This window comes from Mesorhizobium sp. WSM4871 (genome assembly GCF_055811295.1).
This window is the reverse complement of record NZ_JBVVPU010000007.1, coordinates 1-26,672: the sequence shown is the minus strand read 5'-3', so window position 1 is coordinate 26,672 and position 26,672 is coordinate 1. Positions and strand designations below refer to the sequence as shown.

Annotated in this window: 27 protein-coding genes; 14 read left to right on the top strand and 13 right to left on the bottom strand. The window is 63.4% G+C overall.

Going from position 1 to position 26,672, the window contains the following annotated elements:
• Position 1 precedes the first annotated feature (1 nt).
• The 4 genes from AC0L2H_RS15735 to AC0L2H_RS15720 all read right to left on the bottom strand — a co-directional run bounded on the left by AC0L2H_RS15735 (position 2) and on the right by AC0L2H_RS15720 (position 4,332).
• Positions 2–1,099 (bottom strand): ABC transporter ATP-binding protein, encoded by a 1,098-nt coding sequence (locus AC0L2H_RS15735; RefSeq protein ID WP_473591091.1) that lies wholly within the window; start codon positions 1,097–1,099, stop codon positions 2–4.
• 4 nt (positions 1,100–1,103) lie between these two features.
• Entirely contained in the window at positions 1,104–1,970 is an 867-nt protein-coding gene (locus AC0L2H_RS15730; protein ID WP_473591090.1) for a carbohydrate ABC transporter permease, read from the bottom strand.
• Positions 1,970–2,866 (bottom strand): carbohydrate ABC transporter permease, encoded by an 897-nt coding sequence (locus tag AC0L2H_RS15725; RefSeq protein ID WP_473591089.1) that lies wholly within the window; start codon positions 2,864–2,866, stop codon positions 1,970–1,972. The genes AC0L2H_RS15730 and AC0L2H_RS15725 overlap by 1 nt, the downstream gene beginning before the upstream one ends.
• A gap of 146 nt (positions 2,867–3,012) precedes the next feature.
• On the bottom strand, positions 3,013–4,332 hold the full coding sequence (locus AC0L2H_RS15720) for an ABC transporter substrate-binding protein (protein ID WP_473591088.1): 1,320 nt from the start codon (positions 4,330–4,332) through the stop codon (positions 3,013–3,015).
• Between the two features lie 169 nt (positions 4,333–4,501).
• Here AC0L2H_RS15720 and AC0L2H_RS15715 point away from each other — a divergent pair, with 169 nt between their 5' ends.
• Positions 4,502–5,287 carry an IclR family transcriptional regulator gene (locus AC0L2H_RS15715; RefSeq protein ID WP_473591087.1) on the top strand — a complete coding sequence of 262 codons (786 nt, stop codon included), beginning with the start codon at positions 4,502–4,504 and terminating at the stop codon, positions 5,285–5,287.
• A 64-nt stretch (positions 5,288–5,351) separates the two neighbouring features.
• Positions 5,352–6,191, top strand: coding sequence for an amidohydrolase family protein (locus AC0L2H_RS15710; protein ID WP_473591086.1), 840 nt, complete (start codon positions 5,352–5,354; stop codon positions 6,189–6,191).
• 16 nt (positions 6,192–6,207) lie between these two features.
• On the opposite strand, the gene AC0L2H_RS15705 is transcribed toward AC0L2H_RS15710, so the two are convergent.
• The 8 genes from AC0L2H_RS15705 to AC0L2H_RS15670 all read right to left on the bottom strand — a co-directional run bounded on the left by AC0L2H_RS15705 (position 6,208) and on the right by AC0L2H_RS15670 (position 13,825).
• Positions 6,208–7,176 carry an ABC transporter permease gene (locus AC0L2H_RS15705; protein WP_473591085.1) on the bottom strand — a complete coding sequence of 323 codons (969 nt, stop codon included), beginning with the start codon at positions 7,174–7,176 and terminating at the stop codon, positions 6,208–6,210.
• Between the two features lies 1 nt (position 7,177).
• A complete protein-coding gene (locus tag AC0L2H_RS15700; protein WP_473591084.1) occupies positions 7,178–8,128 on the bottom strand; it encodes an ABC transporter permease in 951 nt (316 codons plus the stop codon).
• The gene (locus AC0L2H_RS15695; protein WP_473591083.1) at positions 8,125–8,913 is read right to left on the bottom strand and encodes an ATP-binding cassette domain-containing protein; all 789 of its coding nucleotides are present in this window, start codon (positions 8,911–8,913) and stop codon (positions 8,125–8,127) included. Before AC0L2H_RS15695 ends, AC0L2H_RS15700 begins: the two co-directional genes overlap by 4 nt.
• Positions 8,906–9,643: an ATP-binding cassette domain-containing protein gene (locus AC0L2H_RS15690; protein WP_473591082.1), complete on the bottom strand. Its 738-nt coding sequence runs from the start codon at positions 9,641–9,643 to the stop codon at positions 8,906–8,908. The genes AC0L2H_RS15695 and AC0L2H_RS15690 overlap by 8 nt, the downstream gene beginning before the upstream one ends.
• Positions 9,644–9,731: 88 nt before the next feature.
• Positions 9,732–10,919: an ABC transporter substrate-binding protein gene (locus tag AC0L2H_RS15685; RefSeq protein WP_473591081.1), complete on the bottom strand. Its 1,188-nt coding sequence runs from the start codon at positions 10,917–10,919 to the stop codon at positions 9,732–9,734.
• Between the two features lie 25 nt (positions 10,920–10,944).
• The gene (locus tag AC0L2H_RS15680) at positions 10,945–12,114 is read right to left on the bottom strand and encodes an extracellular solute-binding protein (RefSeq protein WP_473591080.1); all 1,170 of its coding nucleotides are present in this window, start codon (positions 12,112–12,114) and stop codon (positions 10,945–10,947) included.
• Positions 12,111–13,271: a CaiB/BaiF CoA transferase family protein gene (locus tag AC0L2H_RS15675; protein ID WP_473591079.1), complete on the bottom strand. Its 1,161-nt coding sequence runs from the start codon at positions 13,269–13,271 to the stop codon at positions 12,111–12,113. Before AC0L2H_RS15675 ends, AC0L2H_RS15680 begins: the two co-directional genes overlap by 4 nt.
• Positions 13,272–13,273: 2 nt before the next feature.
• A complete protein-coding gene (locus AC0L2H_RS15670; RefSeq protein ID WP_473591078.1) occupies positions 13,274–13,825 on the bottom strand; it encodes a MaoC family dehydratase in 552 nt (183 codons plus the stop codon).
• 199 nt (positions 13,826–14,024) lie between these two features.
• Here AC0L2H_RS15670 and AC0L2H_RS15665 point away from each other — a divergent pair, with 199 nt between their 5' ends.
• Positions 14,025–15,122: a lactonase family protein gene (locus tag AC0L2H_RS15665; RefSeq protein WP_473591077.1), complete on the top strand. Its 1,098-nt coding sequence runs from the start codon at positions 14,025–14,027 to the stop codon at positions 15,120–15,122.
• Between the two features lie 195 nt (positions 15,123–15,317).
• On the opposite strand, the gene AC0L2H_RS15660 is transcribed toward AC0L2H_RS15665, so the two are convergent.
• Complete coding sequence (locus AC0L2H_RS15660) at positions 15,318–15,998, bottom strand: GntR family transcriptional regulator (RefSeq protein WP_473591076.1); 681 nt, start codon at positions 15,996–15,998, stop codon at positions 15,318–15,320.
• A gap of 317 nt (positions 15,999–16,315) precedes the next feature.
• Between AC0L2H_RS15660 and AC0L2H_RS15655 the strand changes: the two genes are divergently transcribed.
• From AC0L2H_RS15655 to AC0L2H_RS15605, 11 genes are all read left to right on the top strand, one after another.
• The gene (locus AC0L2H_RS15655; protein WP_473591075.1) at positions 16,316–17,443 is read left to right on the top strand and encodes a sugar ABC transporter substrate-binding protein; all 1,128 of its coding nucleotides are present in this window, start codon (positions 16,316–16,318) and stop codon (positions 17,441–17,443) included.
• Between the two features lie 143 nt (positions 17,444–17,586).
• The gene (locus tag AC0L2H_RS15650) at positions 17,587–19,119 is read left to right on the top strand and encodes a sugar ABC transporter ATP-binding protein (protein ID WP_473591074.1); all 1,533 of its coding nucleotides are present in this window, start codon (positions 17,587–17,589) and stop codon (positions 19,117–19,119) included.
• Positions 19,116–21,197 carry an ABC transporter permease subunit gene (locus AC0L2H_RS15645; protein WP_473591073.1) on the top strand — a complete coding sequence of 694 codons (2,082 nt, stop codon included), beginning with the start codon at positions 19,116–19,118 and terminating at the stop codon, positions 21,195–21,197. Before AC0L2H_RS15650 ends, AC0L2H_RS15645 begins: the two co-directional genes overlap by 4 nt.
• Positions 21,198–21,210: 13 nt before the next feature.
• Positions 21,211–22,017, top strand: a complete 807-nt coding sequence (locus AC0L2H_RS15640) for an SDR family oxidoreductase (RefSeq protein ID WP_473591072.1) — start codon at positions 21,211–21,213, stop codon at positions 22,015–22,017.
• 11 nt (positions 22,018–22,028) lie between these two features.
• A complete protein-coding gene (locus AC0L2H_RS15635) occupies positions 22,029–22,976 on the top strand; it encodes a 3-hydroxyacyl-CoA dehydrogenase (RefSeq protein ID WP_473591071.1) in 948 nt (315 codons plus the stop codon).
• Positions 22,973–23,935, top strand: a complete 963-nt coding sequence (gene kce, locus AC0L2H_RS15630; protein WP_473591070.1) for a 3,5-dioxohexanoate:acetyl-CoA acetone transferase — start codon at positions 22,973–22,975, stop codon at positions 23,933–23,935. Before AC0L2H_RS15635 ends, kce begins: the two co-directional genes overlap by 4 nt.
• 36 nt (positions 23,936–23,971) lie before the next feature.
• Positions 23,972–24,850, top strand: a complete 879-nt coding sequence (locus AC0L2H_RS15625; RefSeq protein WP_473591069.1) for an SMP-30/gluconolactonase/LRE family protein — start codon at positions 23,972–23,974, stop codon at positions 24,848–24,850.
• A gap of 254 nt (positions 24,851–25,104) precedes the next feature.
• Positions 25,105–25,497, top strand: coding sequence for a VOC family protein (locus tag AC0L2H_RS15620; RefSeq protein ID WP_473591068.1), 393 nt, complete (start codon positions 25,105–25,107; stop codon positions 25,495–25,497).
• 21 nt (positions 25,498–25,518) lie between these two features.
• Complete coding sequence (locus AC0L2H_RS15615) at positions 25,519–25,842, top strand: ArsR/SmtB family transcription factor (RefSeq protein WP_107648667.1); 324 nt, start codon at positions 25,519–25,521, stop codon at positions 25,840–25,842.
• On the top strand, positions 25,839–26,252 hold the full coding sequence (locus tag AC0L2H_RS15610) for an SRPBCC family protein (protein WP_473591067.1): 414 nt from the start codon (positions 25,839–25,841) through the stop codon (positions 26,250–26,252). Before AC0L2H_RS15615 ends, AC0L2H_RS15610 begins: the two co-directional genes overlap by 4 nt.
• Positions 26,253–26,320: 68 nt before the next feature.
• Entirely contained in the window at positions 26,321–26,548 is a 228-nt protein-coding gene (locus AC0L2H_RS15605; protein WP_473591066.1) for a hypothetical protein, read from the top strand.
• Positions 26,549–26,672: the final 124 nt, after the last annotated feature.

Genomic DNA, 26,672 nt, shown 5'->3' with positions numbered 1-26,672 from the left:
TTCAGCTCCGCAATGTCTTTCCGGTCTCGGCGGCAAACAGATGCGCCTGCGACATGTCGAGGCTCATGGCGACCCGCTCGCCCGGCTTCAGTGGTCTGGGGTTCAGCATGCGCGAAACCCAGTCGCTGCCGTTGAACTCGACGAATACCAGCGTCTCGTTGCCGAGCGGTTCGGTGACCGTTATCGGCAATTCGATCTGATGGACGTCGGCGGCGCTGCCGGAGCTGATGCCGTGGCCAGTCGGATAAATGTCGTCCGGCCGCAACCCGAACACCACTCTGTCGCCGGTTGCGACATTGGCCTTGAACTGGCCGGGCAGCGGCAATTTCTCGCCACTGGCGAAGACCATCTGGCCGTCATCGATCGTGGCCTCATGCAGGTTCATCGGCGGTGAGCCGATGAAGCCGGCGACGAAGCGCGTCGCCGGCCGCCGGAAGACCTCGTCGGGCGTGCCGACCTGCTCGATATGGCCGTCGCGCATGATGACGATGCGGTCGGCCAGCGTCATCGCCTCGACTTGGTCATGCGTGACGTAGATCACCGTCGACTGCACCTTGGCATGCAGTTTCTTGATCTCGGTGCGCATCTGCGTGCGCAGCTTGGCGTCAAGATTGGAAAGCGGCTCGTCGAACAGGAACACATCCGGATCGCGCACGATGGCGCGGCCCATGGCGACGCGCTGGCGCTGGCCGCCGGACAATTGCGAGGGCCGGCGGTCGAGCAACGTGTCGAGACCGAGGATGGCCGACGCCTCGGCGACGCGGCGCTCCATGTCCTCCCTGGCGGCGCCGGCGATCTTGAGGGAGAAGCCGAGATTCTCGCGCACCGTCATATGCGGATAGAGCGCATAGGACTGGAAGACCATCGAGATGTTGCGCGAGCGCGGCGGCAGGTCGTTGACGACGCGTCCGCCGATCTCGATAGAGCCATCGCTGATCTCCTCGAGCCCGGCGATCATGCGCAGCGTTGTCGACTTGCCGCAGCCGGAGGGACCGACCAGCGCGATGAATTCGCGATCGGCGATGTCGAGGTCGATGCCGTGCACGATCTCGATATTGCCGTAGCGCTTGGTCAGCTTGGTGAGGGAAACGGTTGCCATTGGGTCAGCCTTTCACCGCGCCGGAGGTCAGGCCGCCGACAAGGTGCTTCTGGACGATATAGGTGAGGGTCAGCGCCGGGATGATCATCACCACCGCAAGCGCGCACATGCCGCGCCAGTCGATGGTGAATTCGGCGGTGTAATCAAGCAGGCCGACCGGCAGCGTCTTGGCGCTGACCGAGCGTGTCAGTTGCGAGGCCAGCGCGAATTCGTTCCAGCAGGTCAGGAAGGCAAAGATCGCCGCGGACGCGATGCCGGGCCCTGCAAGCGGAAACTCGACCTGCCAGAAGGCCTGCCAGCGCGTGCAACCATCGATCTGCGCGGCCTCCGCCAGATCTTTTGGCACCTGGCGGAAAAAGCCGTCGATCAGCCAGATCGTGAACGGCACGTTGAGCGTAACATAGGCAAGGATCAGCCCGAAATGCGTGTCGATGATGCCGAGCCGCACATAGAGAAAGAACAGCGGCAGCGACAAAGCGATGCCAGGCACGGTGCGTGTCAGCATCAGGCCGAGGAAGACGCTCGATTTGCCGCGAAAACGATAGCGGGCAAAGGCGTAGCCGCCGGCCATGCCGATGGCGACCGCGATGACCGTCGAAGTCACCGAGATGATCAGCGAGTTGCGGAAGTATTCAATGACCGGGATGCCGCCCTTGCCGATGCCGCTGAACATGGCGACATAGGCGTCGAACGAAATCTCCTGTGGGATCCAGACCGGCGGTTTGGCCATGATCTCCACGGTTGGCCGCAAGGACGAGATGACGATCCACAGACCCGGCAGGCAGATCGTCAGCATCGCCAGGAACAGGCCGATGCGATAGACAACGCCCAACAGCCGGCGCTTCAGGCGGGCGGAAGAATTCTCGTCCATCACCACTCAGCACCGATCTGCGTGCGCGCCGCGGCGAGCTTGTTGAAGAAATAGACGGTGAAGGCGATCGACAGCAGGATCGAGAAATAGGCCATGGCGTTGGCCATGCCCATGCGCCCGTCGCTATAGGCCGTGCGCGCCACCAGCGTCCACAACAGCTCGGTGCGGCCCGCCGGTCCGCCGTCGGTCATGATCTTGACGATGTCATAGGCGCGCGCGACGTCGAGCGAGCGGATGGTCATGGCGATGTAGGCGAAGGGCATTACGAACGGCCACGTCACATAGCGGAATGTCTGCCACGGCGTGCAGCCGTCTACCCGCGCCGCCTCGATCGGTTCCTTCGGCATGGCCAGCAGACCGGCGAGGATCAGAATCGCGAAGATCGCCGTCGACGACCAGATCTCGGCAATCGAAATGGCGATGAAGGCGAGATGGCCATCGATCAGCCACGGTATGGCGTCCTGGGTGATGCCGAGCGACTGCAAGGCATTGTTCACCAGGCCGATATTGTCGTTGAACATGAATTTGAACTGGAAGCCGACGAGGATCGGCGAGAACATCATCGGGAACATCATCAACGTGCGCAGGATGCGCTGACCGCGCGTCGCCTTCTCAACCAGCATCGCCAGGCCAAGGCCGAGCAGCATCTCGAGATTGAGCGCGATCGTCAGCAGCAGAACGGTGCGCCCGAACGCCCACCAGAAATCGCCGTTGGACAGGATCGAAAGATAATTCCTGAAGCCGATGAAGACGAAGAATGTCTCGGGCCGCGTCAGCCGGAAAGGCGTGAAGCTGGAATAGAGCGACAACAGCAGCGGCACCACGACAACCGCCGCCAGCACGATCATGGCCGGAAGCAGCAGCAGGAATGGCGCGGATGGCTTGAAGCCCTTCATCAGAATCCCTGAGGTTTGCATCGATTATGGGCGCCGCTGGGCTGTCGAGGTCCGGGTGGGCGAAAGCCCATCGTGATCGCCCAGTGCCGGTAAGGCGCGATCGCCTCCCTCAACCGTCATGAGGGAGGCGGCGTTGGTAGCGGTTTCTAGAGCTTGCCGGCGTCTTCGAGGATCTGCGTCGCCTTGGCGGCGGCTTCATCCAACGCCTGCTTGGACGTCTTGTCGCCGAGGATCGCCGCCTGCAATTCGGGATAGACGGCGTTCGAGATCTCGATCCACTCAGGCGTCTGCGGCACGGCAAAGGCGTGCTTGGCTTCTTCCTGGAAGGCGGTAAGAACCTCTTTCTTGTAGGGATCGTTTTCGGCCTGCTTCAGGTCCCAGTCCCAGACCGCTGTGCGGGTCGGCAGTGGGCCCGCGGCGGCTTCGAGCTTCTGGCTGTCCTCGTTGGTCAGCCACCACACGAGCGAGGCCGCGGCCTCCTTGTTCGGACAATTCTCGGTCACCGAGAAGCCGTGGAAACCGGACCAGCCGGTGCGCTTGCCCGAAGAGCCTTTCGGCGCAACCTTGACGCCGACATTGCCGGCGACCTTCGACGACTTCGGATCGTTGAAGAAACCGGCCCAGCCCGGCCAGTCGAGATTGATGGCGACGGTGCCGGAGGCAAAGCCCTGGCCGAGATCGTCCCAAAGGTAGTTGGTCGTTCCCGCCGGCACGGCCTTTGCCTTGTAAAGGTTGACGAACCAGTCGAGCGCCCTGATGCCGGCTTCGGAATTGAAGACGGGCTTGCCGTCCTTGTCGAGATACTCGCCGCCTTCGGCGACGACCATCTCGTAGAAGCGGCCATTGATGGCCTCTTCCTTGCCGGCGAACTGCGTGCCGTAGAAATTGGGCGGGTTGGCGAAGAACTCGGCCTGATCGGTGACTTCCTTCCACGTGTCAGGCGGCACCAGGTCATAGCCGTATTTCGCCTTGAACTTGGTCTTGTTGTCGGCGTTCTCGTACAGGCTCTTCTGGTAGTAGAGCGCCGAAACGTCGAACTGGGCGCGCGGCAGCATCATCAGCTTGCCGTCGATGGTTGCCGCCTGGATCGTCGAAGGCACGAAGGCTTCGATTTCTTCCTTGGGCAGCAGTTTGCTGAGGTCGGTATAGAGGCTCGTATACTGCGGCGCGAAGGACGAATGGTTCCAGCCGACGCACCAGTTGGTGCTGCCGGAGGCGATGTCGGACTTGAGCTCCTTGTCGATGTCGAAGCCGTTCTTCTTGGTCAGGATGTTGACCTTGGCGCCGGTCGCCTTTTCCCATTCGGGAATGCGCTCATAGAGCTTTTCATATTGCTGGCCGCCGATCAGCTTCACGTCGACGGTGACGCCCTCGAACTTGCCGGGCAGGTCGCCGGCAAGGGCCGCGCCTGCACCGAATGCAAGCAACAATGCGCCGGCGGACACGCCGGAAAGCAGTCTGTTCATTGGTATCCTCCCTTGGTGCGCCTCAGCGGCGATCGCAACTCGTCTGACGACAAAAAGCGCTACATTCATATACAAACAAAACATTCACGGATACGTCAAGGCGAAATTTGTTTCCGTCCGCCTTGTTCCTGCGTATATGAAGAATCGAATTCACTGAGGGGGATGAGCCATGGACGACAGCGAAGACGAGCGTTATCGCGCGCCGGCACTGGACAAGGGGCTCGACATCCTGGAATTGCTGGCCGGCGTCGACGGCGGCCTGACCCAGGCTGAAATCGCCAAGAAACTCGATCGCAGCCCCAACGAGTTCTATCGCATGCTCGACCGGCTGGTGCGTCGCGGCTACGTCACCCGGCTGGACGGCGACCGCTATTCGCTGACGCTCAAGCTGTTCGGCCTGGCGCAATTGCACGCCCCGGTGCGGCGGCTGGTTTCCTACGCGACGCCGGTGATGCGCGAACTTGCCGAAACCTCGCAGCAGGCAAACCAACTTGTTGTTTTTGATCGCGGTTCCGCTGTCGTCATCGCTCAGCAGGAGGCCCCGAACTATTGGGGCATCTCGATCCGGGTCGGCTCCCATATCAGCCTGTTCGACACGGGTTCGGGACATGTCCTGCTGGCCTTCCGGTCACAGGAAGAACGGCAGATGATGATCTCCGAGCACGTCCGCAGCACAGACAAGGCGGCGCAGCCGGCCGAGTTCTTTGCCAGGCTCGACCAAGTTCGCGACCGCGGCTACGAGATGATGGCCTCGCTGCAGACGGCCGGCGTCTACAACCTTTCGACGCCGGTGCTGGGACCGGATGGCCGCGCCATCGCGGCGCTCACCATTCCCTATATCACCCTCGTCAATGCGGCGGCCGCGCCTGACATCACACTGACGATCCAGTTGCTGCAGGACGCAGCGCGTCGGTTGTCGCGATTGGCAGGCTCGGACGTACCTCAATCGTCGTAATTTCCTATTTGAATAATGAATTTTTCAGCGAGATAGTGTTGCGAGCTTTAGAGGATACGCCACCATGATCATCGACACTCATCTGCATCTCATAAACCGCTCGGTGCTGCGCTATCCCTGGCTCGCCGGCGTGCCGGCGCTCAACCGCGATTTTTCCTACGAGGAATACGCCTTGGAGGCTCGCCGTGTCGGCGTCGAGCGGGTGCTGCATATGGAGGTCGATGTCGACCCCGCCGATATCGAGGCGGAGACCGCCCGTGTCGAAGGCCTGTCACGGCAGCCCGACAGCCTGCTGGTCGGAGCGATCGCCTCCTGCCGGCCGGAGGAGGAGGATTTTCCGGCCTATCTCGCACGCCAGCGGGAAAACCCCTTCGTCAAGGGTTTCCGCCGTGTCCTCCATGTCGTGCCCGACGAGCTATCGGAAGGTGCGCTGTTCCGCGACAACATCAAGCGGCTCGGCGGCACCGGCCTGACCTTCGACCTCGTCGTGCTGCCGCATCAGATTCCGAAGGCGATCGCGCTTGCCGACTTGGCGCCCGATGTGCAGTTCGTCCTCGACCATTGCGGCGTCCCAGACATCAAGGGCAATGCCGAGCGTCCGTGGCGCGAGCATATGAGCGAGATCGCGCGACGTCCAAATGTCATGGCCAAGATTTCCGGCGTCGTCGCCTATGCCGATCCCGGCAGCTGGACGGCCGAGATACTGCGACCCTATGTCGAACATACGATCGGTGAATTCGGCTGGGACCGCGTCGTCTGGGGCAGCGATTGGCCTGTCTGCACGCTTGGCGGCGGCCTGTCGACCTGGGTGGCGGCGACCCATGTGCTGCTTTCGGGCTGCAGCATTGCGGAGCGCGACAGGCTCTTGTCGGCGAATGCCCGCAAGCTCTGGCGGCTCGCCTAGCCGACTTGGCGCAGCGTCAGATCGTTGCCGATACGTGCCGTTCGCGGCCGTAGAGCGAGACCAGCAGCACGATGATGAAGCCAAGCGCGGCCTGAACCGCGGAGGGCTGGAAGCCGAGGCCGATCAGCAGCGTGTTGATTTCGGTCAGCACCAGAACGCCGGCGATCGTGCCGAGGTAGCTGCCCCGCCCGCCAACCAGCGCCGCGCCGCCGACGACGACCGCCGCAATGGTCTGGAACAGATAGGGCTGGCCGACATCGCCATAGGCTGAGCCGGTGAAGCCGAGCAGCAGCACCCCCGCCACGGCAGCGAAGAAGGCGCTTGCCGCATAGGTGACGACCCACATGCGAACCGGGTCGATCAGCGCCAGCGGTGCGGCGCCCGGATTGCTGCCCAGCGCGTAAAGCCGGCGTCCGTAGGGCGTTCGCTCCAGCACCAGAACCACGCATGCCGTCAGGACGACGAGGCTGGGCACCAGCCACGGCACCGGCAACGGCCCGGCCGAGCCGCCGATCGACACGAAACTCGAAACAGCTTGTGGCGCCGAGCCTGACGGAAAGCCCGCCGTCCACAACAGCACCAGCCCTTGCACGATCATGCCGATGCCAAGCGTGACGATGAGCGGCTGGATGTCGAGGCTGCGCGAGATCAGCCCGTTAAGGCCGCCGATGATGACAGCGAGCACCCCGACGAGGCCGCAGACGAGAGAAAAGTTCCAGCCGTCGCCATAGAGCTGCGCCGCCACGACGTTGGCGAAGCCGATGACGAAGGGGATGGACAGGTCGATGCCGCCCATGATCACGACCAGTGTCTGCCCGATCGAGGCGACGGCAAGCAGCGAGGCGAGCACCAGCATGGCGCGTACGGCAAACGGCGTCGAGTAGCCAGGAATGAGGGCGGTGCCGGCCGCGTGCAGAAGCGCGGCGACGCAGAAAGCGCCGATGACGCGGGCGTTGGTGGTTGCAAAAAGGTTTCCGCCGGTCATGTCAGCGCCCTCTGGTCGCGAAACGTTCCTGCAGCGCGGTCAACATCACGGCCAGCACCAGTATCGCGCCATAGGCGATCTGCAGGACGAAGGTCGAGACATTGAATGTCGTCAGCACGCTTTGCAGGAGGAAGATGTCGATGGCGCCGATGGCCGCGCCCGCCACGCCGCCACGGCCGCCAGCCAGGCTGACGCCGCCCAGAGCGACGGCGGCAATCGCGATCAGCGTGTAGGTCGGCCCGATATTGGGATCGGCAGAGCCGATCAGCGCGGTCAGCATCAGCCCGGCGCATCCGCTGAGAAGACCGGTCATGACATAGGCGATGAAACGCACGCGCGTGACGTCGACGCCGGCGGTGTAGGCGGCGCGGTCGTCGCTGCCGACCGCCATAAGTTGATCGTAGTAAGGGGTGCGCCGCACCAGCCACCAGCCAATGAACATCGCCGCCAGCGGCAGTATCGAGAGCGGGCCGGACAAGGCCTTGAGCCAGGCTGGTGCGGGACCGATCGGCGCCGGCAGGATCGTCAGCGTGACGCCGGTGAGGATCAGATAGGTGCCGAGCGTGGCGACGATCGGCTGGATGCGCACGACCGTCGCCAGAAAGCCGTTCGCCGCGCCGACCAGCGCACCGATGAGCAGCGTGGCAGGCACGAGGATCAGAGGCGAAGAGATGCCGGCGCCAAGGAAAAGCACCTGGATCGTAAAAGCGTTGACGAAACCCATCAGCGGTCCGACCGAGATGTCGATGCCGCCACGGCCGGCAAGGATCACGGGTGTGGAGGCGATGGCCGCGCCAATCAAAGGCGCGGCCAGTCCGATCAGCGCGCCCCAGGATCCCGGCTGGAATCGCGCCGGATTGAGGATGAGATTGACCGCAAGCAGCACGACCAGAAGCACGACGGCGAAACCGACGCGTCGCCAGAGAGGCAGGAGGCGCGTGACAGAACTCATGCCGCACGTCCGAACATGGCGGAGATCACGCTGTCGGTGGTGAGGGACTGGCCCGCGATTTCGGCCGCGACTTCATTTTCGCGAAACACCAGCACACGATGGCACAAGAGCAGGATCTCCTCGATCTCGCTGGAGAGGATGACAAGTCCCATGCCGTCGGCGGCAAGCCCGCGAAAGACGTCGTAGAGAACGTGCCGCGTCGCCACATCGACGCCGCGCGTAGGGTCGTTGAGCAGCAGGATCGCGGGTTCCAGAGCCAGCGCTCGTGCCAGCAGCACCTTTTGCTGGTTGCCGCCCGACAGTGTGGTGATCGGCGCATCGGGCCTGGGTGCGACGATCGACAGTTTCTTGCGGTAGATGTCGTAGCGCGCTCTTCGCGCCGCCGGACTGATCAGGCCGAGGCGCGTATCGCGCGACAGCGTCGAGACGGCAAAATTGTCGAGCACCGACTGGGTCGGGAAAATGCCGTTCGCCCGCCTGTCGCGTGGCAGATAGGCGATGCCGCTGGAGACCGCCTTGCGGAACCCGGTGATCTTGCCGCCGCCGCTGGGGAGGTCGAGCACGATCGAGCCGCCAAGCGGTGGCGCAAGGCCGGCGAGCATCTTGAGGAACAGTTCCTGGCCATGACCGTCGAGGCCGGCAAGGCCGACGATCTCGCCGGGAGCGATCGCCTGTGTGATCGGACTGGCGCCGGGCGCGATGACGAGGTCGCGAATGGCGAGGCCACGAAAGTGGGGGCTACGAAAGTCGGGGCCACCAGAGTCGGGGAGGGCGCGATCAGCCATGCGCCAACTCCGCCGCGGTGCGCGGCGCCATCGCCTTGAGAAGTTCAGCCGGGGACGAGGCGTCACGCTCTTCGGTGCGCACCACGCGGCCCCCGCGCAGGATCGAGATGCGATCCGAAAGCGACATCACCTCATCCATGCGATGCGTGATGAACAGGATGAGGCAACCCTCGCCGGCAAGGGCGCGCATCAACGAAAAGACCGATTCGCGGTCGGCGAAGTCGAGCGCGGCGGTGACCTCGTCGAGGATGAGGATTTTTGGGTTGCGCACGATCGCACGGGCGAGAACGATCAATTGCTGCGCGGCAAGCGGCAACAGGCCGGCTTGTGCGTCAAGGGGGACGTCGGTGACCGCGAAGCGCTTCAGCGCCAGCGCTGCCCTGTCGCGGCGCTCGTTGCGGGCAACGGTGCGCCGGACCAGCCCGTCGAGGCCAAGCAGGATGTTGTCCGTCACGCTGCGATCCGGTGCGATCAGCACCTCCTGGAAAACCGTCGCGAAACCTTGCGCCTGGAAGGCAGAGGGGCTGGCACCGGAAAACGGCTTGCCTTGCAGCAGGATCGCGCCGCTGTCCGGCTGGACGATGCCGGACAACAGCTTGACCATCGTGCTCTTGCCCGAACCGTTCTCACCCAGAATCGTGTGTATGGTCCCCGGTCGGAACACGATCGAGGCGTCGGCAAGAGCGACCGTCTCGCCATAGCGTTTGGATATATTCTGGATTTCAAGCATGTCGTATTTCGATGTTGGCTGGCCGGCTCCCGAAAAGGAACCGGCCAGCCGAGACCTTATTTGGCGCAGGCATCATTTTGCACAGGCGTCACTTTGCACAGGCATCCGGCACCTTCGAATAATCCCAACCCTTGGTCGGTGCCGGGTTCGAGAAATAGGCGTCGAGCCATTCTTCCGGCATCGGGTCCGTTGGCGGCACCGGGAAGATCGACACCGCATCCGTCGTCATGCAGTCCTTGTACCACGCGCCGAGATCGGCGCTGTGAACCGGCGGGATCGGGATGAGCAGTGTGTTCAGCTTCGGCTTCTGGCCGTCAAGCATGCGTTCGCCGACGCGAAACAGCGTCTCGGCGGTCCAGTGCGGCAGCACGGCATGGCCTTCGAAGCGGTACTTGTCCGGATTGGCTTTCCAGTAACCCAGCGCGTCACCAGTGATCGAGCCGGTGATCAGCGGCGCCGGCCGTCCGGCCTCGGCGAAGGCCTCGGCAACGACACGGCTTTCGCTGCCTGTCGTCCACACCGCATCGATCGGCGCCGGATTGGTGGCGATCGCCTGCAGCACCACGGTCTTGGTGACGTTGGCCGTCCAGTTGCCGTTGACGTTGCGCGAGATCTTCAGCTTCGGATTTTCGGCCAGCGCCTTGTCCGCGCCCTGGCGCTCCTGCACCACGATCGGGTGGCCGGCGATGCCTTCGACCAGCAGGATGCTGGCGCCGTCCGGCTGGGCCTTGCCGATAGCCGTCATCATGTCATAGCCCCAACGCGCATAGTTGGAATCGACATTGATCGCATTCGGACTGGTCACCGAACCGGCCGCCGTGACGAACGGGATGCCGGCCTTGGCGGCCGCGTCGATGGCATCGTCCAACGCCGTCGCCGAGCCCGGGATCGACGTGATGATCGAGCACTTCTTGTCGATGAAGGCGCGGATCTGGTTGATCTGCTGGCTGGCGTCATTGTTGGAATCGGAAACTTCGAAGCTGGAGACGGTGCCGTCGGCGATCAGCCCGTCGACGAGACGCTTCAACTCCTTGGTCACCGTGACCCGCCACGGGTTGCCCTGGTAAGATTCCGAATGGCACCACTTCCACGGTTTCGCCGGCGGCGTGAAATTGTCCCAGGCCGAGGGCAATATCTTCTGCGGCGCGCCGTCATATTGCGCCTTGAGTTCGCTCGGCAGCCCGCCGATGACGCCTTGCACGTCCTGCGCCAGGGCAGTCGTTGCAATCGTGGCAAGGGCGGTTGCGGCCAGCAGGCCGCGGATCATTCCTGTCATCTTGTTCTCCTCCATTCGGTTTCGCTCAGGCTCCTCCACCGGCAGCGCCGGACACCTGCGCCGGGACGCTGTCCCGAAACAGGCGATTGAGATCGGCAACGACCCGGGCGGCTTGGCGCCCGGAGGTGATGCCGGAAATGATGCAGTCGGATGCCGCCTGCTGGAACGCCATGTAGCCGTCATGGCGCGGCCGCACCCATGCGCCTTCCAGCGTCGCGCGCGTATCCCTGTAGAAACTGCCGGTCGCGGCATTGACGCTCTGGTCCTCCCACGCCGCCGCATGGCCGGGCTGGCCGCCCGAGGCGGCATAGGCGCCGCGCTGGACATCGCCGCTGGCGACCCAATAGGCGAAATCGATCGCGGCATCTTTCGCCCGGGAAAAAGCCGAGACTGCTATGCCCGTGCCGCCGAGCGCCGAACCGATCGGGCCGTTGGAGCCGATGACTGGAATGTCGGCAAAGGCCAACCGGTTTGCGCGGAAACCAGTCATCGCATAGGAGACGTAACCATAGATCAGTGGCACGCAGACGATCCTGGAACCGGCTTCCGCCATGCGTTCCGAAACGGCGATCGGATCCATCTCGAAGCAGGCGGGCTCGACCAGCGCGGCAATCTCCCGCATCGTCTCGAAGACCTTACCGCCGGCCCCGCTATCGATGAGATCGACTGATGGATCGGTCGCGCAGGGATGACCGAGGTTGCCGGCAAGCGTGAAGAACACCATCAGGCAATGGGGCGGGCGCAGCGGCAGCAGCACGCGGCCTTGCCGGGCGAGATCGAGCACCTCGCTCCAGCGCGCAGGCCGGGCATCAAGCGCGTCCGGCCGCCAGGCCTGGACCTGGCTTGCCGCATCGATCGGAAAGGCCCATTGCCGCCCTTGCCAGTTGTAGCTCGGATAGGATTGTCCGACGCTGCCCGAGGCCAAGGCCGCAAGCTCCGCCTCGCGGCCGGCGACATCCAGCGGCTCGAGGCAGCGTTCCGCCGTTATCTGGCCGACATGTGGATGGTCGATGACGATTAAATCATAGGCTCGCGCCAGTTCATCGACCGGAAAGGATTCGAAATCCTGCAGCGAGCGCTTGTCCCATTCGATGGCTATGCCCGTCTTCTGCTGCCAGAGGGAAGAGCAGGCGACCATCGGATCGTAGCCGCGCGGATGGCTCCAGGTCATGCCTTTGAGCGTGCGCGTATTCACAGGTCGAATTCCTCGCGGATTTTCATGCTGTGCTCGCCGATGCGGGGTGCCGCCCGGTCGACCTTGGCTCTGATGCCATCGACCCTGAGCGGCGAACTGGTGGTGAGGATCGAGACGTCGTCCTCACGCGTCACGGTTTGCAGCATGTCGAGCGACTGGAACCCCTCGCTTGCCAGCATCTCCGGCCAGGTCAGCACCTTGGCGCACCAGATGTCGGCCGGCTCCAGAATGGCCAGCCATTCGTCGATCGTCTTGGTGGCGATCCTTTGCGCGACGATCGCCTTGATGTCGTCGCGCGCGGTGAACCACGATGCCGGTTTGTCGCGATAGGGCGCCAATTCTCTAAGCGACAACAGATCGGCCAACTTGGGGATCGGTGTCATCGCAACGGCGAGGTAGCCGTCCTTGGCGGGGTAGACGCCATAGGGCGCCGACAGATAGGCATGCGCGCTACGGAAGCTGGAGCGTCTGGGCAGACGGCGGCCGTCATTGAGGTGCGTGGTCAGCACCTCGAACTGGAAGTCGATCAGCGCTTCCAGCAGGCTGGTTTCGATATGGCTGCCCTGGCCGGTGATGCCGCGCCGCACCAGCGCCGCCAGGATGCCTTGCGCGCAGGCAGCGCCCGCCAGCATGTCGCCGATTGCGAGGCCGAACGGCACCGGCCCCTGGTCCTCGTCGCCGTTCAGCCACATCACTCCGGAGCGCGCCTGGGCCAGCAGATCCTGGCCGGGCCGCTTGACCCAAGGGCCTTCCTCGCCATAGCCGCTGATCGAGGCGTAGACCAGGCGCGGGTTGATCTCGCGGACGGCACCATAGTCCAAGCCGAGTCGCTCGATGACGCCCGGCCGGAAATTCTGGATCAGCACGTCGGCCTTGGCCAGTAGCCCGCGCAGCGCCTTGAGATCGGCCTCGTTCTTGAGGTCGATGGCGAGGCTTTCCTTGGCCCGGTTGATGGCATGGAAGATCGTGGAGTCGCCACCGATCTCGGTGTCGCTGAGGTAGAGCCGGCGCGACAGGTCGCCACCATCCGGCCGCTCGATCTTGATGACGCGGGCGCCAAGATCGAGCAGCCTGAGCGAACAATAGGGGCCGGACAGGAACTGGCTCATGTCGACGACGGTGAGACCGGCAAGCGGCAATTCGGCTGCTGCCTGCATCGTTATTTCTCCGTCTTGCCGATGAAATCGGCGGGGTTGCGGTACTTCACCGTCTGCAGGTGCTCGCAGTAGAGAACCAACTCGCCTTCGCCCTTGAACACTTCATAGCTGGCACGGATCAGGCCCATGTCCTTGTAGCGGGGCTTCTTGTCGAGGTTGGAGCGGATCGAATAGATCGTGTCACCAATGAAGACAGGCTTTATGAAGCGAAGCTTGTCGTAGCCGTAGGAAAAGGCATTGATGCAATTGGTGGCGACCAGCCCCAGCCCGGCCGAGAAGACAAAGGCCCCAGCGATCAGCCGCTTGCCGAAGATGCCTTCGGCCTCGGCAAACATCTGGTCCTGCACGTAGGGGTGGATGTCGAGCACCAGTGTGTTGAAGAGGTGGCTGTCGCCTTCGGCCATCGTGCGGCGCAACGAGCGGATTTTCTGTCCTACCGGCCAGTCCTCATAAAACCAGTTCTCGGCATTCCATACCGGCAGGGCGGCGTGATCCCTGGGCATGTTTTTGGGGTGCGTCGAGGCCACACCGACGGTCGGCGCGAATTCGGTCACGGCTGGCCCCACCAGCTCTGGGCGAGGCTTGGCACAACTGTCGGAACGCACAGCAAAGCGTCGAAAAGCACGACGTCTCCTCCCGTCAATCTTCTTTTGTAAATAGTATTTTCACATATGGGGTTGCGTTGCAAGCGTGAACAGGCGAAATTTTGGCTGTTCCCGCGCGCCGAAGCGCTGGCAGGGGAGGGAGGAAATCATGCGCAATGCCTGTCTGGTCTTCATCGGTAGCCTGAACCGCGAGGCGCCGTATTTTCAGGGCGCGCGCGGCGTCGGCCTCAGCGTCTACGATTTCAACGAAGAGACGCTGGAAACGCGAAAACTGGCCGAGACCAATGACATCGACAATCCGACATTCCTGTCGGTGACCCCTGACGGGGCACGCATCTACGCCAACTCGGAACTCTTCACCTGGCGGGAAGGAACGGTCAGTGCCTACAGCTTCGATCGCGCGACGGCTACGCTAAGCTATCTGAACAAGCAGCCTTCGCTGGGCAGCATCACCGCGCACAACACCATCACCCGTGACGGAACGAAGCTTCTGGTGGCGAATTACGGCATGGGCGAGGGTGGACCGGACCGGGCGGTGGCTGTCTATGGTTTCGAGAAGAACGGCGCACTGTCGGCGCCGCTGGCCAGTGTATCGCATAAAGGCACCGGCCCGAATGCTGCACGGCAGGAGCGCTCTCATGCCCACAGCGTGACGGAAACCATTGGCGGTGGAACAGCTGTTGTCGCGGACCTCGGCATCGACCGGCTGGTCTCCTATCGGATCGAGCCGGATGGGAGGTTGAGCAAGCTCGCCGAATCCCCTCTGCCACCGGGTGCTGGTCCACGCCATCTGGCCTTGCACCCCAACGGACGCTTCGTCTTCGTCATGAACGAACTGGACTCGACCATCGTTTCGATGGCGCTGGACGAAGCCAGCGGCAAGCTCTCGATCATCGATGCCAGGCCGGCGGTGCCGGCCGAGGCGCGCGACAGCAATCATTGCGCCGATATCCAGATCGCGCCGGACGGCCGTTTTGTCTATGGCTCCAACCGTGGCCACGACAGCGTCGTCATCATGGCGGTCGACCAGCAGACCGGCGTGCTGAAACTTGTCGGCTATGTTCCTTGCGGCGGCGCGACGCCACGCAATCTCGCGTTGACCCCGTCCGGCGGCCATCTCTTCTCGGCCAACCAGAATGCCGACCGTATTTCGATCTTTGCTCGCGACACCGACAGCGGCACGCTGACCGACACCGGACGGGCTATCGAGATCGGCACGCCAATGTGCGTCAAGATCGTGCGTTGAGGCATTTCCCGCAGTCTGACGGTGCGACCTGGATCGGTATTGATTAGGCGACCAACCCGGCAATCTCAGGGCGTAAGCAATCTATTCCAGTGCTTGCCGGCTGGACAACTGTTCGATGCGGATCCGGAAGAATACAGGCGGCCTGCTGTCGGCAACGGGAGGCATGACCGGCTTCAGGTGCCAGTGTCCAAATCCTTATCCCAGCAAACCGACCAGCACGTCGAAGGCCGCGTCGATGTCGGCACGGACCGCGGCCCGAACCGCTTCCGCATTCCGGGCGCGCAACGCCGCGAACATCTCCTGATGGTGCTCGTTGGCGGTCGAATAGTTCCCGGAATCGTGCAGCATGTTGAAATAGGGGCTGATCTGCAGCCACAGGTTCTCGATGATGTTGAGCATGTTCTCGGAGCCGGCCGCCCGATAGATCGAGAAATGAAAGGCGTAATTGGCCCTGAGGTAGGATTTGACGTCGCCGGTGGCATTGGCCTGTTCGAGCGCATCGAGATGTTGGCGCAGCAGCGCTATGCCGCGGTCGTCCATGCGCTCCGCTGCCCATGCGGCGGCGATCGCTTCGATCTCGTAGCGGACATTCCTGAGGTCGATCAGACGCGCGCGGCTGAGCGCCGGAATGCCGATCGATCGGCCCGAAACCACCATCAGCGCATTGGCGGCGGTCAGCCGCCGCAACGCCTCCCTGACCGGCATCGGGCTGACGCCAAAAGCGTCGGCTAGGCTCTGCACCGTCACCATCTCGCCCGGCACGATGCTGCCGTCGAGGATCAGTTCGGTGACATGGCGGTAGACCCTGTCCTGCAGGGTTTCCCTGGACAGGGGAGTGATCTCGACCCCCGGCTTCCTGAATGCCGATCCAGCCATCTCCCGTCAACCTTCCCGCCTAATGCATGTCGCGCAAAAGTGCGCAGCGGTTTTGCGATAACGACATGCATAAAACAACCTGAAGCGCGTCGCATGAGGCCGGACAAACGCGGCGCGCTTTAGGGCGACGCTACCGCCTGAGTCCGGAATGCAGGGTTCGGATTGCCGCGTCAAGCCGCCTCGAGCACCGGTTTTGATATCAAGCGATTTCATCATTGATCTTTGATCAAATCATGATACGGTGGATGACGTCGAATGACAAGGGTTACGTTTCGTACCCTTGGGAGGCATTCGGTCGTTCGGATTGGGAGGAATACATGGGTATCGGATTGAAAGTCCGGCGGCTCACGCTGCTGGCCGGCATGGCTGCATGCGCTTTTAGCCTTTCCGCCGCGCAGGCGGCTGAAAAGCACAAGATATTTCTCAGCATGAGCTACATCGGCAACGATTGGCAGGCGGAGGCGGCCAACATGGTCAAGGCCATGGCCGCTCACAAAAGCCTGGCCGACAAGGTCGACCTGCAGGTCCAGGTCGCCGGACCCAACGCGCAGCGCCAGATCCAGCAGATCAACGCAATGGTGCAAAGCGGCGCCAAAGCGATCGTCGTGTACCCGATCTCGCCGACCGCGCTCAATCAGGTCGTGAAAAATGCCTGCGACAAGGGTGTGAAGGTCTTTGCCTACGACGCTGAGATCACCGAGCCTTGCGCTTACAACGTCCATATCGACCAGTTGGAAGCGGGCAGGGTGACCGCCGAATGGCTCGCAAAAAAGCTCAATGGCAAAGGGAACATCATCGCCATCACCGGTGTTCCCGGAACATCCGTCGACGATCAACGGACAAAGGCCGCCAAGGAAGTCTTCGCCAAATATCCCGACATCAAGATCGTCGGCGAGGCTGTCGGCATGTGGAGCCAGGCGGTTGCCCGCACCGAGCTTTCGAAGATCCTGGCCACCCGCAACTGGGACGACATCAACGGTTTGTGGATGCAGGTCGGCTGCTTCACCGCCAATTCGATGCAACTCGAGGCCGGCAAGAAGACAAGTGAACTCCTGCCCTGCGCCGGCGAAGGCTCCAATGGCGGCCGCATCCAGATGCTGCCGGAGGGGACCGAGGTCGAAGGTTCGGCTTCCCCCTATGCGCCGCTCGGTGCGCAACGCATTTCCTACGCCTCGCCACCTTATTCCGGGGCACTCGCCTTGAAGTTGGCCGTCGAAGCGATTGAAGGCAAGGATGTGCCGAAGACCACGATCCTGCCGCTGCCGATTGTCACCAGTGAGACGATCAAGCTGTGCGACGAAGGCACATGGGCGGAAATGAAGGCCGGCTGCAACGCCTTCAAGCCGTCGCTGGTCTCCAACCCCGGCTGGTTCGCCTCGATCTTCTCGGACCAGACACCCGAGATCGGCCTTGCCGCTGCCCTCGTCGGCCAGCCGGAAGAATAGTGCCTGTCGCCCAAAAGCGTGCAGAGTTTGGGGACAACGACATGCACAAAATAGAGACGTAAAGCCTCCCAGGCGATCGTGACGATGCACGGACATTGCTTCCGTGCATCGTCGATCTGGGCAAAGGCTAGCGATCGAGGACAATGACAGAATCTCCCGAGCTTCCCGCTGTCGAGATCGACGGCATCAGCAAGGCCTTCGGCCCGACCGTCGCGCTCGACCGCGTGTCGTTTCGGATTGCATCCGGCAGCGTCCATGCGCTGCTGGGAGAAAATGGCGCCGGCAAGTCGACGCTGGTGAAACTCCTGTCGGGACTGGTGCGGCCAAGCGAAGGCCATGTCCGTGTCTTTGGCAAGGAGATCGGTTACGGCGCGCCGCGCGCAGCACACGCGCTGGGGGTGCAGACGGCGTTCCAGGAGATGACCCTGGTGCGCGATCTCACCGTCCTCGACAACATGCTGCTGCCCTATGCCCCGGTCGGCGTCTCCGGCCTGATCCGCCGCGCTGCCGCGCGCAAGGCGGTCCGCCGCCACATCGACGATCTCGGCTTTTCCGTCGATCTCGATGCCGAGGTGGGCGAACTCGAGCTTTCGGTGCGCCAGAAGATCGAGATCGCGCGCGCCGTCTATCGCAAGCCGCGCATCCTGCTGCTCGACGAGCCGACCTCGACGCTCGCCGGCCGCGACGTCGACTGGCTCGGCGACATCATCGCCAGGTTGAAAGCGCAAGGCACGACCATCGTCTTCATCACCCATCGCATGCGCGAGGTCCGCGCCTTCTGCGAGACGCTGACGATCCTCAGGAACGGCCGCCATATCGTCACCGCCCCGGTCGCCGATGTGTCGGACGCCGACGTGATCGAAAAGATCATCGGCCGCAGCATCGAGCAGACCTTTCCGCCCAAGCCCGACGGCGCCCAGGCTTTCGGGCCGCCGGTTCTGGGTGTGCGCGACTTGAAGGTCGGGCGCAAGCTCGACGGCGTCGGCTTCGACCTGCGCAAGGGCGAGATCCTCGGCGTCGCAGGATTGCAAGGCATGGGCCAGCAGGACCTGTTCCTGGCCTGCTTCGGCATGGCCGAAATCACCCGCGGCTACGTCCTGGTCGACGGCCGCAAGGTATGGCTTGGTTCGCCCGCGGATGCATTGCGCCCCAACATGGCGATCGGCCTGGTGCCTGAGGATCGCAAGTCCGAAGGTCTGTTCCTGAAATTGTCCGGCAGCGAGAACGCCACGCTGCCCGTGGTGTCGCGCTTTACACGCCTCGGCCTCGTCGATGCTGGGGCCGAGATGCGCTCCGTCGAGGAGGCGTTCGCCACTGTCGAAGTCGACCGCCGCGCGCTGTGGACGCGGGCGGGCGCATTTTCCGGCGGCAACCAGCAGAAGATCGCAATTGCCAAATGGCTGGTAGCGCAGAGCCGCATCCTGCTTTTGTTCGATCCAACCCGCGGCATCGATGTCGGCACCAAGCACGAACTCTATGTGATGATGCGAAACTACGTGGCCGCCGGCGGCTCGATCCTGCTGCACTCGACCGAGATTCCCGAACTGGTCCATCAATGCGACCGGGTCCTGGTTCTCTATGACGGGCGCATCGCGGCCGAGCTCGAAGGTGACGCTATTACCGAACCCGCCATCATGCGTCCGGCGCTAGGGCATGCCGGGGACATCGCCGCATGAGCAGCGCCGCACTTTCGTCCCCTGTCTCCAGCGGCGTCGGGCTGCGCCGCGCGCTGGTGCGAAATCGTGGCGCGCTGATCGCCGCGGCCGTCCTTGCGATCCTGCTTTTCATCGTCGACTGGGTCAGTGCCGGGCCGCTCACCTATTTCGACGTATCGTTCCTTTCGAGCGGTGGCGCGACCTCGGCGCTCGCGGCGATCGGCCAGACCATTGTGATCCTGTCGGGCGGCTTCGACCTGTCCGCCGGCGCGGTGATATCGCTGGTCAATGTCGTTCTGGCATCGAGCATGGACCCGACGGCGCCTGGCGCCAGCATCCTCCTGTGGACGGCGGTTGGCATCGGCGTCGGCATGGCGGTGGGCGCCTTCAACGGCTTCTTCATCGCGGTGCTGCGTATGCAGCCCATCGTGGTGACCCTGTCCACCATGTTCATCCTGCAAGGCGTGACGCTGCTGGTGATGGACAAGCCCGGCGGCTTCGTGTCGCCCGATCTCGGCACCTTCTACCTCGGCGACGCGATCACCGGCTGGCTGCCGATGCCGCTGGTGGTGATTGGGATAGTGCTCCTCGCCTGGTTCTGGCTGAAGGGAACCCGCTTCGGTACCGCGCTCTATGCGGTCGGCAGCGATGCGGATTCGGCCGCGGCGGTCGGCATCAACGTCGTGCTCGTGCGCTTTGCCGTCTATGTGATCGCCGGCGGCTGCTACGGTCTTGCCGGCGTGTTCATCAGCGCCCAGACCGGCAGCGGCGATCCGCTGGTCGGCAATCCGCTGCTCTTGTCGATGTTCGCGGCGGTCGTCGTCGGTGGCACGCGTCTTGGTGGCGGGCAGGGCGGTCCTGTGGGCACCGTCTTCGGCGCCTATATCCTGATGATCGTGGTGAACATCCTGCTGGTGCTCAACGTATCGGCCTACTATTCCACCATCGCCGAAGGCACCATACTCGTGCTGGCGGCTCTTGCCGGCTCGATCTCGCATACATCGGTGCTTGCGGTGCAGCTTCGCGCCGCGCGCGCCAGGTTTGCCGCCTGGCGCGCCGGCATATTGCCCTCGCAGCTCGACTACGCGGATCGGCGTCTCCGGATCGCACGGCCATCGCCTGACCAACGCGGCGAGATATCGCCGCGCCCCGCTTTCCATCTGCGTAATGCCGAGACGCTGCGCTATGCGCTGCCCGCTTATGTCTGCCTCATCATCATCGTGGTCGTCACGCAGATATGGCTCGGCCGCACCATCCTCAATCCGGGGTACTGGAACTCGCTGCTCGTGCTGTCGTCCTTCCTTGCCGTCCTGGCGCTCGGGCAGGGTACCGTCATCCTGACCGGGGGCCTCGACCTCTCCGTGCCGTGGACGATCGGCATTTCCGGCATCATCCTGGCCGGCATGGTCAACGGCTCCGATGCGGCACTCGTCTATGCCTTGCCGACCGTGCTCCTGATGGCTTGCGCCATCGGCTTCGCCAATGGCTTCGGCATCGTCTATCTCGGCATCTCGCCGATCGTCATGACGCTCGCCACCAACGGCATTCTGCAAGGTTGCGCGCTGCTCTATTCGCAGGGAACGCCGGCAGGGTTCTCCTCGCCGATGTTGCGTTGGTTCATGACGGCCAGGCTCGGTCTCGTGACGCCGGTCGTTCTGCTGATGATCGTCTTTGTTGTAGCGGCGGTGCTGCTGCTTGGGCGCACGCCGTTCGGACGCCGGGTCTACGGCATCGGCAACGGACTGCGCGCGGCGCGATTGTCGGGGATCGGCGTCGAGCGCACGCTGATCCTGGTCTACATGCTCTCGGCCGTCTGCGCCGCGATCGTCGGCATCATGCTGACAGGCTTTTCGGGTCAGGCGAGCCTCGGCATGGGCGACGACTATCTCCTGCCGTCGATCGCCGTGGTGGTGGTCGGTGGCGCGCTGATCACTGGCGGGCGCGGCCACTATCTCGGCATGCTCGGCGGCGTCTTGTTGCTGACCGCATTGCAGATGCTGTTGGCCGGCACCACGCTTCCCTACGCCACCAGGGCAATTCTTTACGGACTGGTCGTCCTGGGCGCCGTCATGGCGCTGCGCGAACGGCGACTGCAATGAGAAGGACACGATCATGAGTGTAAAGGCGCCGGCTTCGGCGGATGAATTTCTGGGTGGGCTGAAAGGGCAGCGCGTGCTGGTGACGGCGGGCGCCGGCGGCATCGGCCTGGCCATCGCCGAGACGCTGTCGCGGCTCGGCGCGCGCATCATGGTGTGCGACGTTTCCGACGAAGCGCTGGCCGCCGCACCCGGCAGGATTGCACTGGTCGACGCGGTCAAGGCCGATGTCTCGCGTGAGGATGATGTCGACCGGCTGTTCGAGGCGGTGCAGGAGAAGCTTGGCGGGCTCGACGCGCTGATCAACAATGCCGGCATCGCCGGGCCGACCGGCGGTGTCGACGAGATCGATCCGGCGGACTGGCGGCGCTGCATCGACATCTGCCTGACTGGCCAGTTCCTCTGCGCCAGGCGCGCCGTGCCGCTGATCAAGGCGGCGGGCGGCGGTTCGATCGTGTCGATGTCGTCGGCGGCGGGCCGCCATGGGTACGCGTTCCGCACGCCCTATTCGGCGGCCAAGTTCGGCGTCATCGGCTTCACGCAGAGCCTCGCCAAGGAACTCGGGCCGCACGGCATCAGGGTCAACGCCATCCTGCCCGGCATCATCGAGGGTCCGCGCATCGAAGGCGTCATTGCGGCGCGCGCCAGGCAGGTCGGCATCAGCCATGAGGAGATGACGGAGCGCTATCTGCAGAACATTTCGTTGCGTCGCATGACCAGCCCCTACGACGTCGCCGCGATGGTCGCCTTCCTGCTCTCCGACGCCGGCGTCAACATTTCCGGCCAGTCGCTCGGCGTCGACGGCAATGTCGAAACACTCTGAGGAATCGATCGATGGCAAAGGTGGCGATTGTCGGCAGTGGCTTCATCGGGCGGGCCTGGGCGATCAGCTTCGCCCGGGCCGGCCACGATGTACGCATGTGGGACCAGTCGCCGGCCGCGACAGGCGGCGCCCGCGACTATATCGGCGGTGTGCTGGGTGACCTTGCATCGAACGATCTGCTGCGCGGGCAGACGGTCGACGCCGTGCTTGATCGCATCGCCGTCGTCGCGGAGCTCGAGGAGGCGCTGGCCGGGGCCGTCCATATCCAGGAGAACACGCCGGAAAACCTCGAAATCAAGCGTGAGGTATTTTCCGTGATCGATGCGCTTGCCGGTCCGCAGGCGGTGATCGCCAGTTCCACCTCGGCGCTGCTGCCTTCGAAATTCACCGATCATCTCAAAGGACGGCACCGCTGCCTCGTCGTCCATCCGATCAATCCGCCCTATCTCATCCCGGCGGCTGAGGTCGTGCCGGCGCCATGGACCTCCACCGAGACGGTTGAACGGACCAGCGCCTTCCTCGCCGACGCCGGCCATGCGCCGCTGGTGATGCAGCGCGAACTCGACGGCTTCATCATGAACCGCCTGCAGGGTGCGCTGCTCGAAGAGGCTTTCCGGCTCGTCGCCGACGGCTATGCCAGCGTCGAGGATGTCGATATCGGGATTCGCGACGGGCTGGCCCTGCGCTGGTCGTTCATGGGCCCGTTCGAGACCATCGACCTCAATGCGCCCGGCGGCGTGCGCGACTATGTCGAGCGCTACCAGACGATCTATTCGAACATCTTCCCGCAGATGTTGCGGCGCGTCGACTGGGCCGGCGAAGTGATGACGACGGTCGAGGCCGACCGCCGCGAACGCTTGCCAAAGGCTAGCCTCGGCGAGCGGCAGGTGTGGCGCGACCGCCGGCTGATGGCGCTGGCGGCGCACAAGAAAAAATCGGATCGGGAGTTTGGAAAATGAGAGAGACAAGCCGCAAGCCCGGCGCTGTGCAGACCAGCGGCAAGGTCATCATCACCTGCGCGGTGACGGGGGCGATCCATACGCCGACCATGTCGCCCTATCTGCCGATCACGCCGGACCAGATCGCCTCCGAGGCGATCGCCGCGGCCGAGGCCGGCGCCGCGATCCTACACCTGCATGCGCGCGACCCCGAGACCGGCAAGCCCGACCAGACGCCCGAGGCCTTCGCCCGCTTCCTGCCGCGCATCAAGCAAGGCACCAACGCTGCCATCAACATCACCACCGGCGGCAGCCCCTACATGAAGGTCGAGGAGCGCGTGCGGCCCGCCGCCCAGTTCAAGCCGGAAGTCGCCTCGCTCAACATGGGTTCGATTAATTTCGGGCTGTATCATCTCGCCGACAAATACGGGACCTTCAAGTTCGATTGGGAGAAGCCGCATCTGGAAGCGACGCGCGACCTCGTCTTCCGCAACTCGTTCAGGGATATCGAGTACATCCTGGCGACCTGCTACGACAACGGCACGCGCTTCGAGTTCGAGTGCTATGACATCGCCCATCTCTACAACCTCTCCCACTTCGCCGATCGCGGACTGGTGAAGCCGCCGTTCTTCGTGCAGTCGGTGTTTGGGCTGCTCGGCGGCATCGGCACGCATCCCGAAGATGTTGCCCATATGAAGCGCACCGCCGACCGGCTGTTCGGCGACCAGTTCCGTTGGTCGGTGCTGGGCGCCGGCGCCAGCCAGCTTCGCATAGCCGCCCAGTCGGCGGCCCTTGGCGGCAACATCCGCGTCGGGCTGGAGGACAGCCTCTGGGCGGGCAAGGGCAAACTGGCGAAGTCGAACGCCGAACAGGTGCTGCTTGCCCGCAAGATCATCGAGGGGCTCGGCATGGAGGTGGCGACGCCCGACGAAGCGCGCGAGATCCTGTCCTTGAAAGGCGGCGACAAGGTCGCTTTCTAGCCAATCGCGGCACTGGCCCAAACAAAGGAGGAAGGCATGAAGATCGAAGTCGTGGTGGACGTGAAGACCACGCTGGGCGAGGGACCCCTGTGGGACGTCGAGCAGCAGCGCCTCTACTGGATCGACAGTTTCGACGGGCGCGTGTTCCGCGCCACCGCCGACGGACGCGAGATACGCTCATGGGATGTGCCGATGAAGATCGGCTCGATGGCGCTGCGCAAGGACGGCAGCGGCGCCGTGGTATCGCTTCAACGCGGCTTCCATCTGCTCGATTTCGCCTCCGGCGATGTTACCTTGATTCACGATCCGGAACCGGACAAGCCGACGAACCGTCTCAACGACGGCAAGGTCGACCGGCGCGGACGTTTCTTCGCCGGCTCCATGGACACGATGGAAGAGGGGCCGTCCGGCGGTCTCTACAGGCTCGATCCGGATTTTTACGTCACCAGGATCGATTCCGGCATCATCTGCTCGAACGGCCCGTGCTGGAGCCCCGACGATCGCACCTTCTATTTCGCCGACACCTGGACCGGCGAGATCTGGGCCTACGACTACGACATCGCCACGGGCGCGGCGACCAACCGGCGCACCTTCACCCGTGTCGACACCAGCCGCGGCGGGGCAGCCGACGGATCGACGGTCGACGCGGAAGGCTTCCTCTGGAATGCGCTGGTCTATGACGGTCGGCTGGTGCGCTATGCGCCCGACGGCAGCATCGATCGCATCATCGACATGCCGGTGAAGAAGATCACCAGCGTCATGTTCGGCGGGCCGAAGCTGGACACCCTCTACGTCACCTCGATGGCCAAGCCGCCGCTGCCGCGTTTTCCCGGCGACGGCGTTCTGCGCGGCAGCCTTTTCGCGATCACCGGCCTTGGCGTAACCGGGACACCGGAGCCGAGATTTGGCGGTTGAAACGACCTTTTATGTCCCGCTGACTTTGCACAAGCTCCTCGTAGCACCGGCGCTTTCCTTGCCGAAGCGCTAAGGACGCGCTGTGCGCGAGCCGGAAGGCAGACGCCACATCGCCGGCGGCTCCTGTGACAACAGCTGCCATCTCGCCCTTGACGAACGCATATCCCAATGGTTATACGTCAAGCAATAGCCATTTGGTTATTGATCATAAAAAACCAGGCGTACGTTGCGAACGCGGCAGACGGAGAGTGCAAATGAAGCTCAAATTGACCAGCGTCTATGTGGACGACCAGGAAAAGGCCCTGCGCGTCTACACCGAGGTGCTCGGCCTTGCCAAGAAGGCCGATTTCAGCAACGGGCCGTATCGCTGGCTGACCGTGGCCTCGCCCGACGAGCCGGATGGAACCGAGCTGCAGCTCGCGCTCAACGACAACCCTGCGGCCAAGGCCTACCAGCAAGCCATATTCCAGCAGGGCCAGCCCGCGGTCATGGTCTTCACCGACGACGTCAAGGGCGACTATGAGCGCATCAAGGCGCGCGGCGCCGAATTCACCATGCCGCCGACCGAGGTGACCGGCTCGACCATCGCCCAGCTGAACGACACTTGCGGCAACCTTGTTCAAATCACCCAGCTGGCGCGCTGGTAAGGCGAGGACCATCGATCCCAGATGACGAACGCTCACGATGTGCTCTTCAGGACGCTCGCCGACCCGACGCGCCGCGCGATCTTCGAACGGTTGTGCCGCCAGGGAGAGCAGACCGTGGGCGCCCTGACTGCTCAGGCCGGAATCTCGCAACCGGCCGTCTCGAAGCATCTCGGCCTTCTGAGGCAGGCCGGGCTGGTGCGCGATCGCCACGAAGGACGACAGACCCATTATAGCGCGCAACTCGGCGCGCTTGCCCCCTTGATGGACTGGACAAGCGAGATGGCCGGGTTTTGGGAAGCCCGGTTCGACCACCTCGAGGACTTGCTGAAAAGGATGGACCAATGAATGAAACAACGACCGAAACGCGTTCCGTCGTTGTCGAGCGTGAAATCCCTCATCCGCCGGAAAAGATCTGGCGCGCGCTCACGCAGTCGCACCTGATCGAGGAGTGGCTGATGATGAAGAACGATTTCAAGCCGGACGAGGGCAGCCGTTTCAATCTTAGCGCGGACTGGGGCGGCGTGGACTGCCAGGTCCAGGCAGTCGAGCCGGCCAAAACGCTGTCCTACACCTGGGACACCAAGGATCTCAGGAGTGTCGTCACCTGGACGCTCACCCCGACGAGCACGGGAACCCATCTGCGCATGGAGCAATCGGGCTTCCGGGCGGACCAGCGGCCCTATTACCAGGGCGCGACGGTCGGGTGGCGAAAATTCTTTGCGAACCTGGAACAGATCTTGGCACGGTTGGATTGAAGCCCGCCAGGCTGCAAGGAAGCCCGCGGCAGGCTTGCCTACTCAGTTTGTCTTCAGAGGAGATGCAATTGAATTGGAACAATTGGGTCAGGCGGATCCACCGCTGGCTGTCGATTGCCTTTACGGTGACCGTCATCGCCAACTTCGTCGCCATGGGACTGGGCGAACCTCCTCCCTGGGTGGTCTACTCGCCGCTGCTGCCGCTCGCTTTGCTGCTGTTTACCGGCCTGTACATGTTCGTGCTGCCCCACGCCAGCAGGTGGCGCAATGGGCGAGGCGCCGGCGTACTGGAATGAACAGCGTACTGGAGTGAACAACGCACCGGAGTAACAAAATGGCCAAGACGTCCAGGAAGCCGACCAAGATCGCAAAGGAGACCGCCGCCCAGCCGGCCCCCGGCAAGCCCGCCCCCGGCAAGCC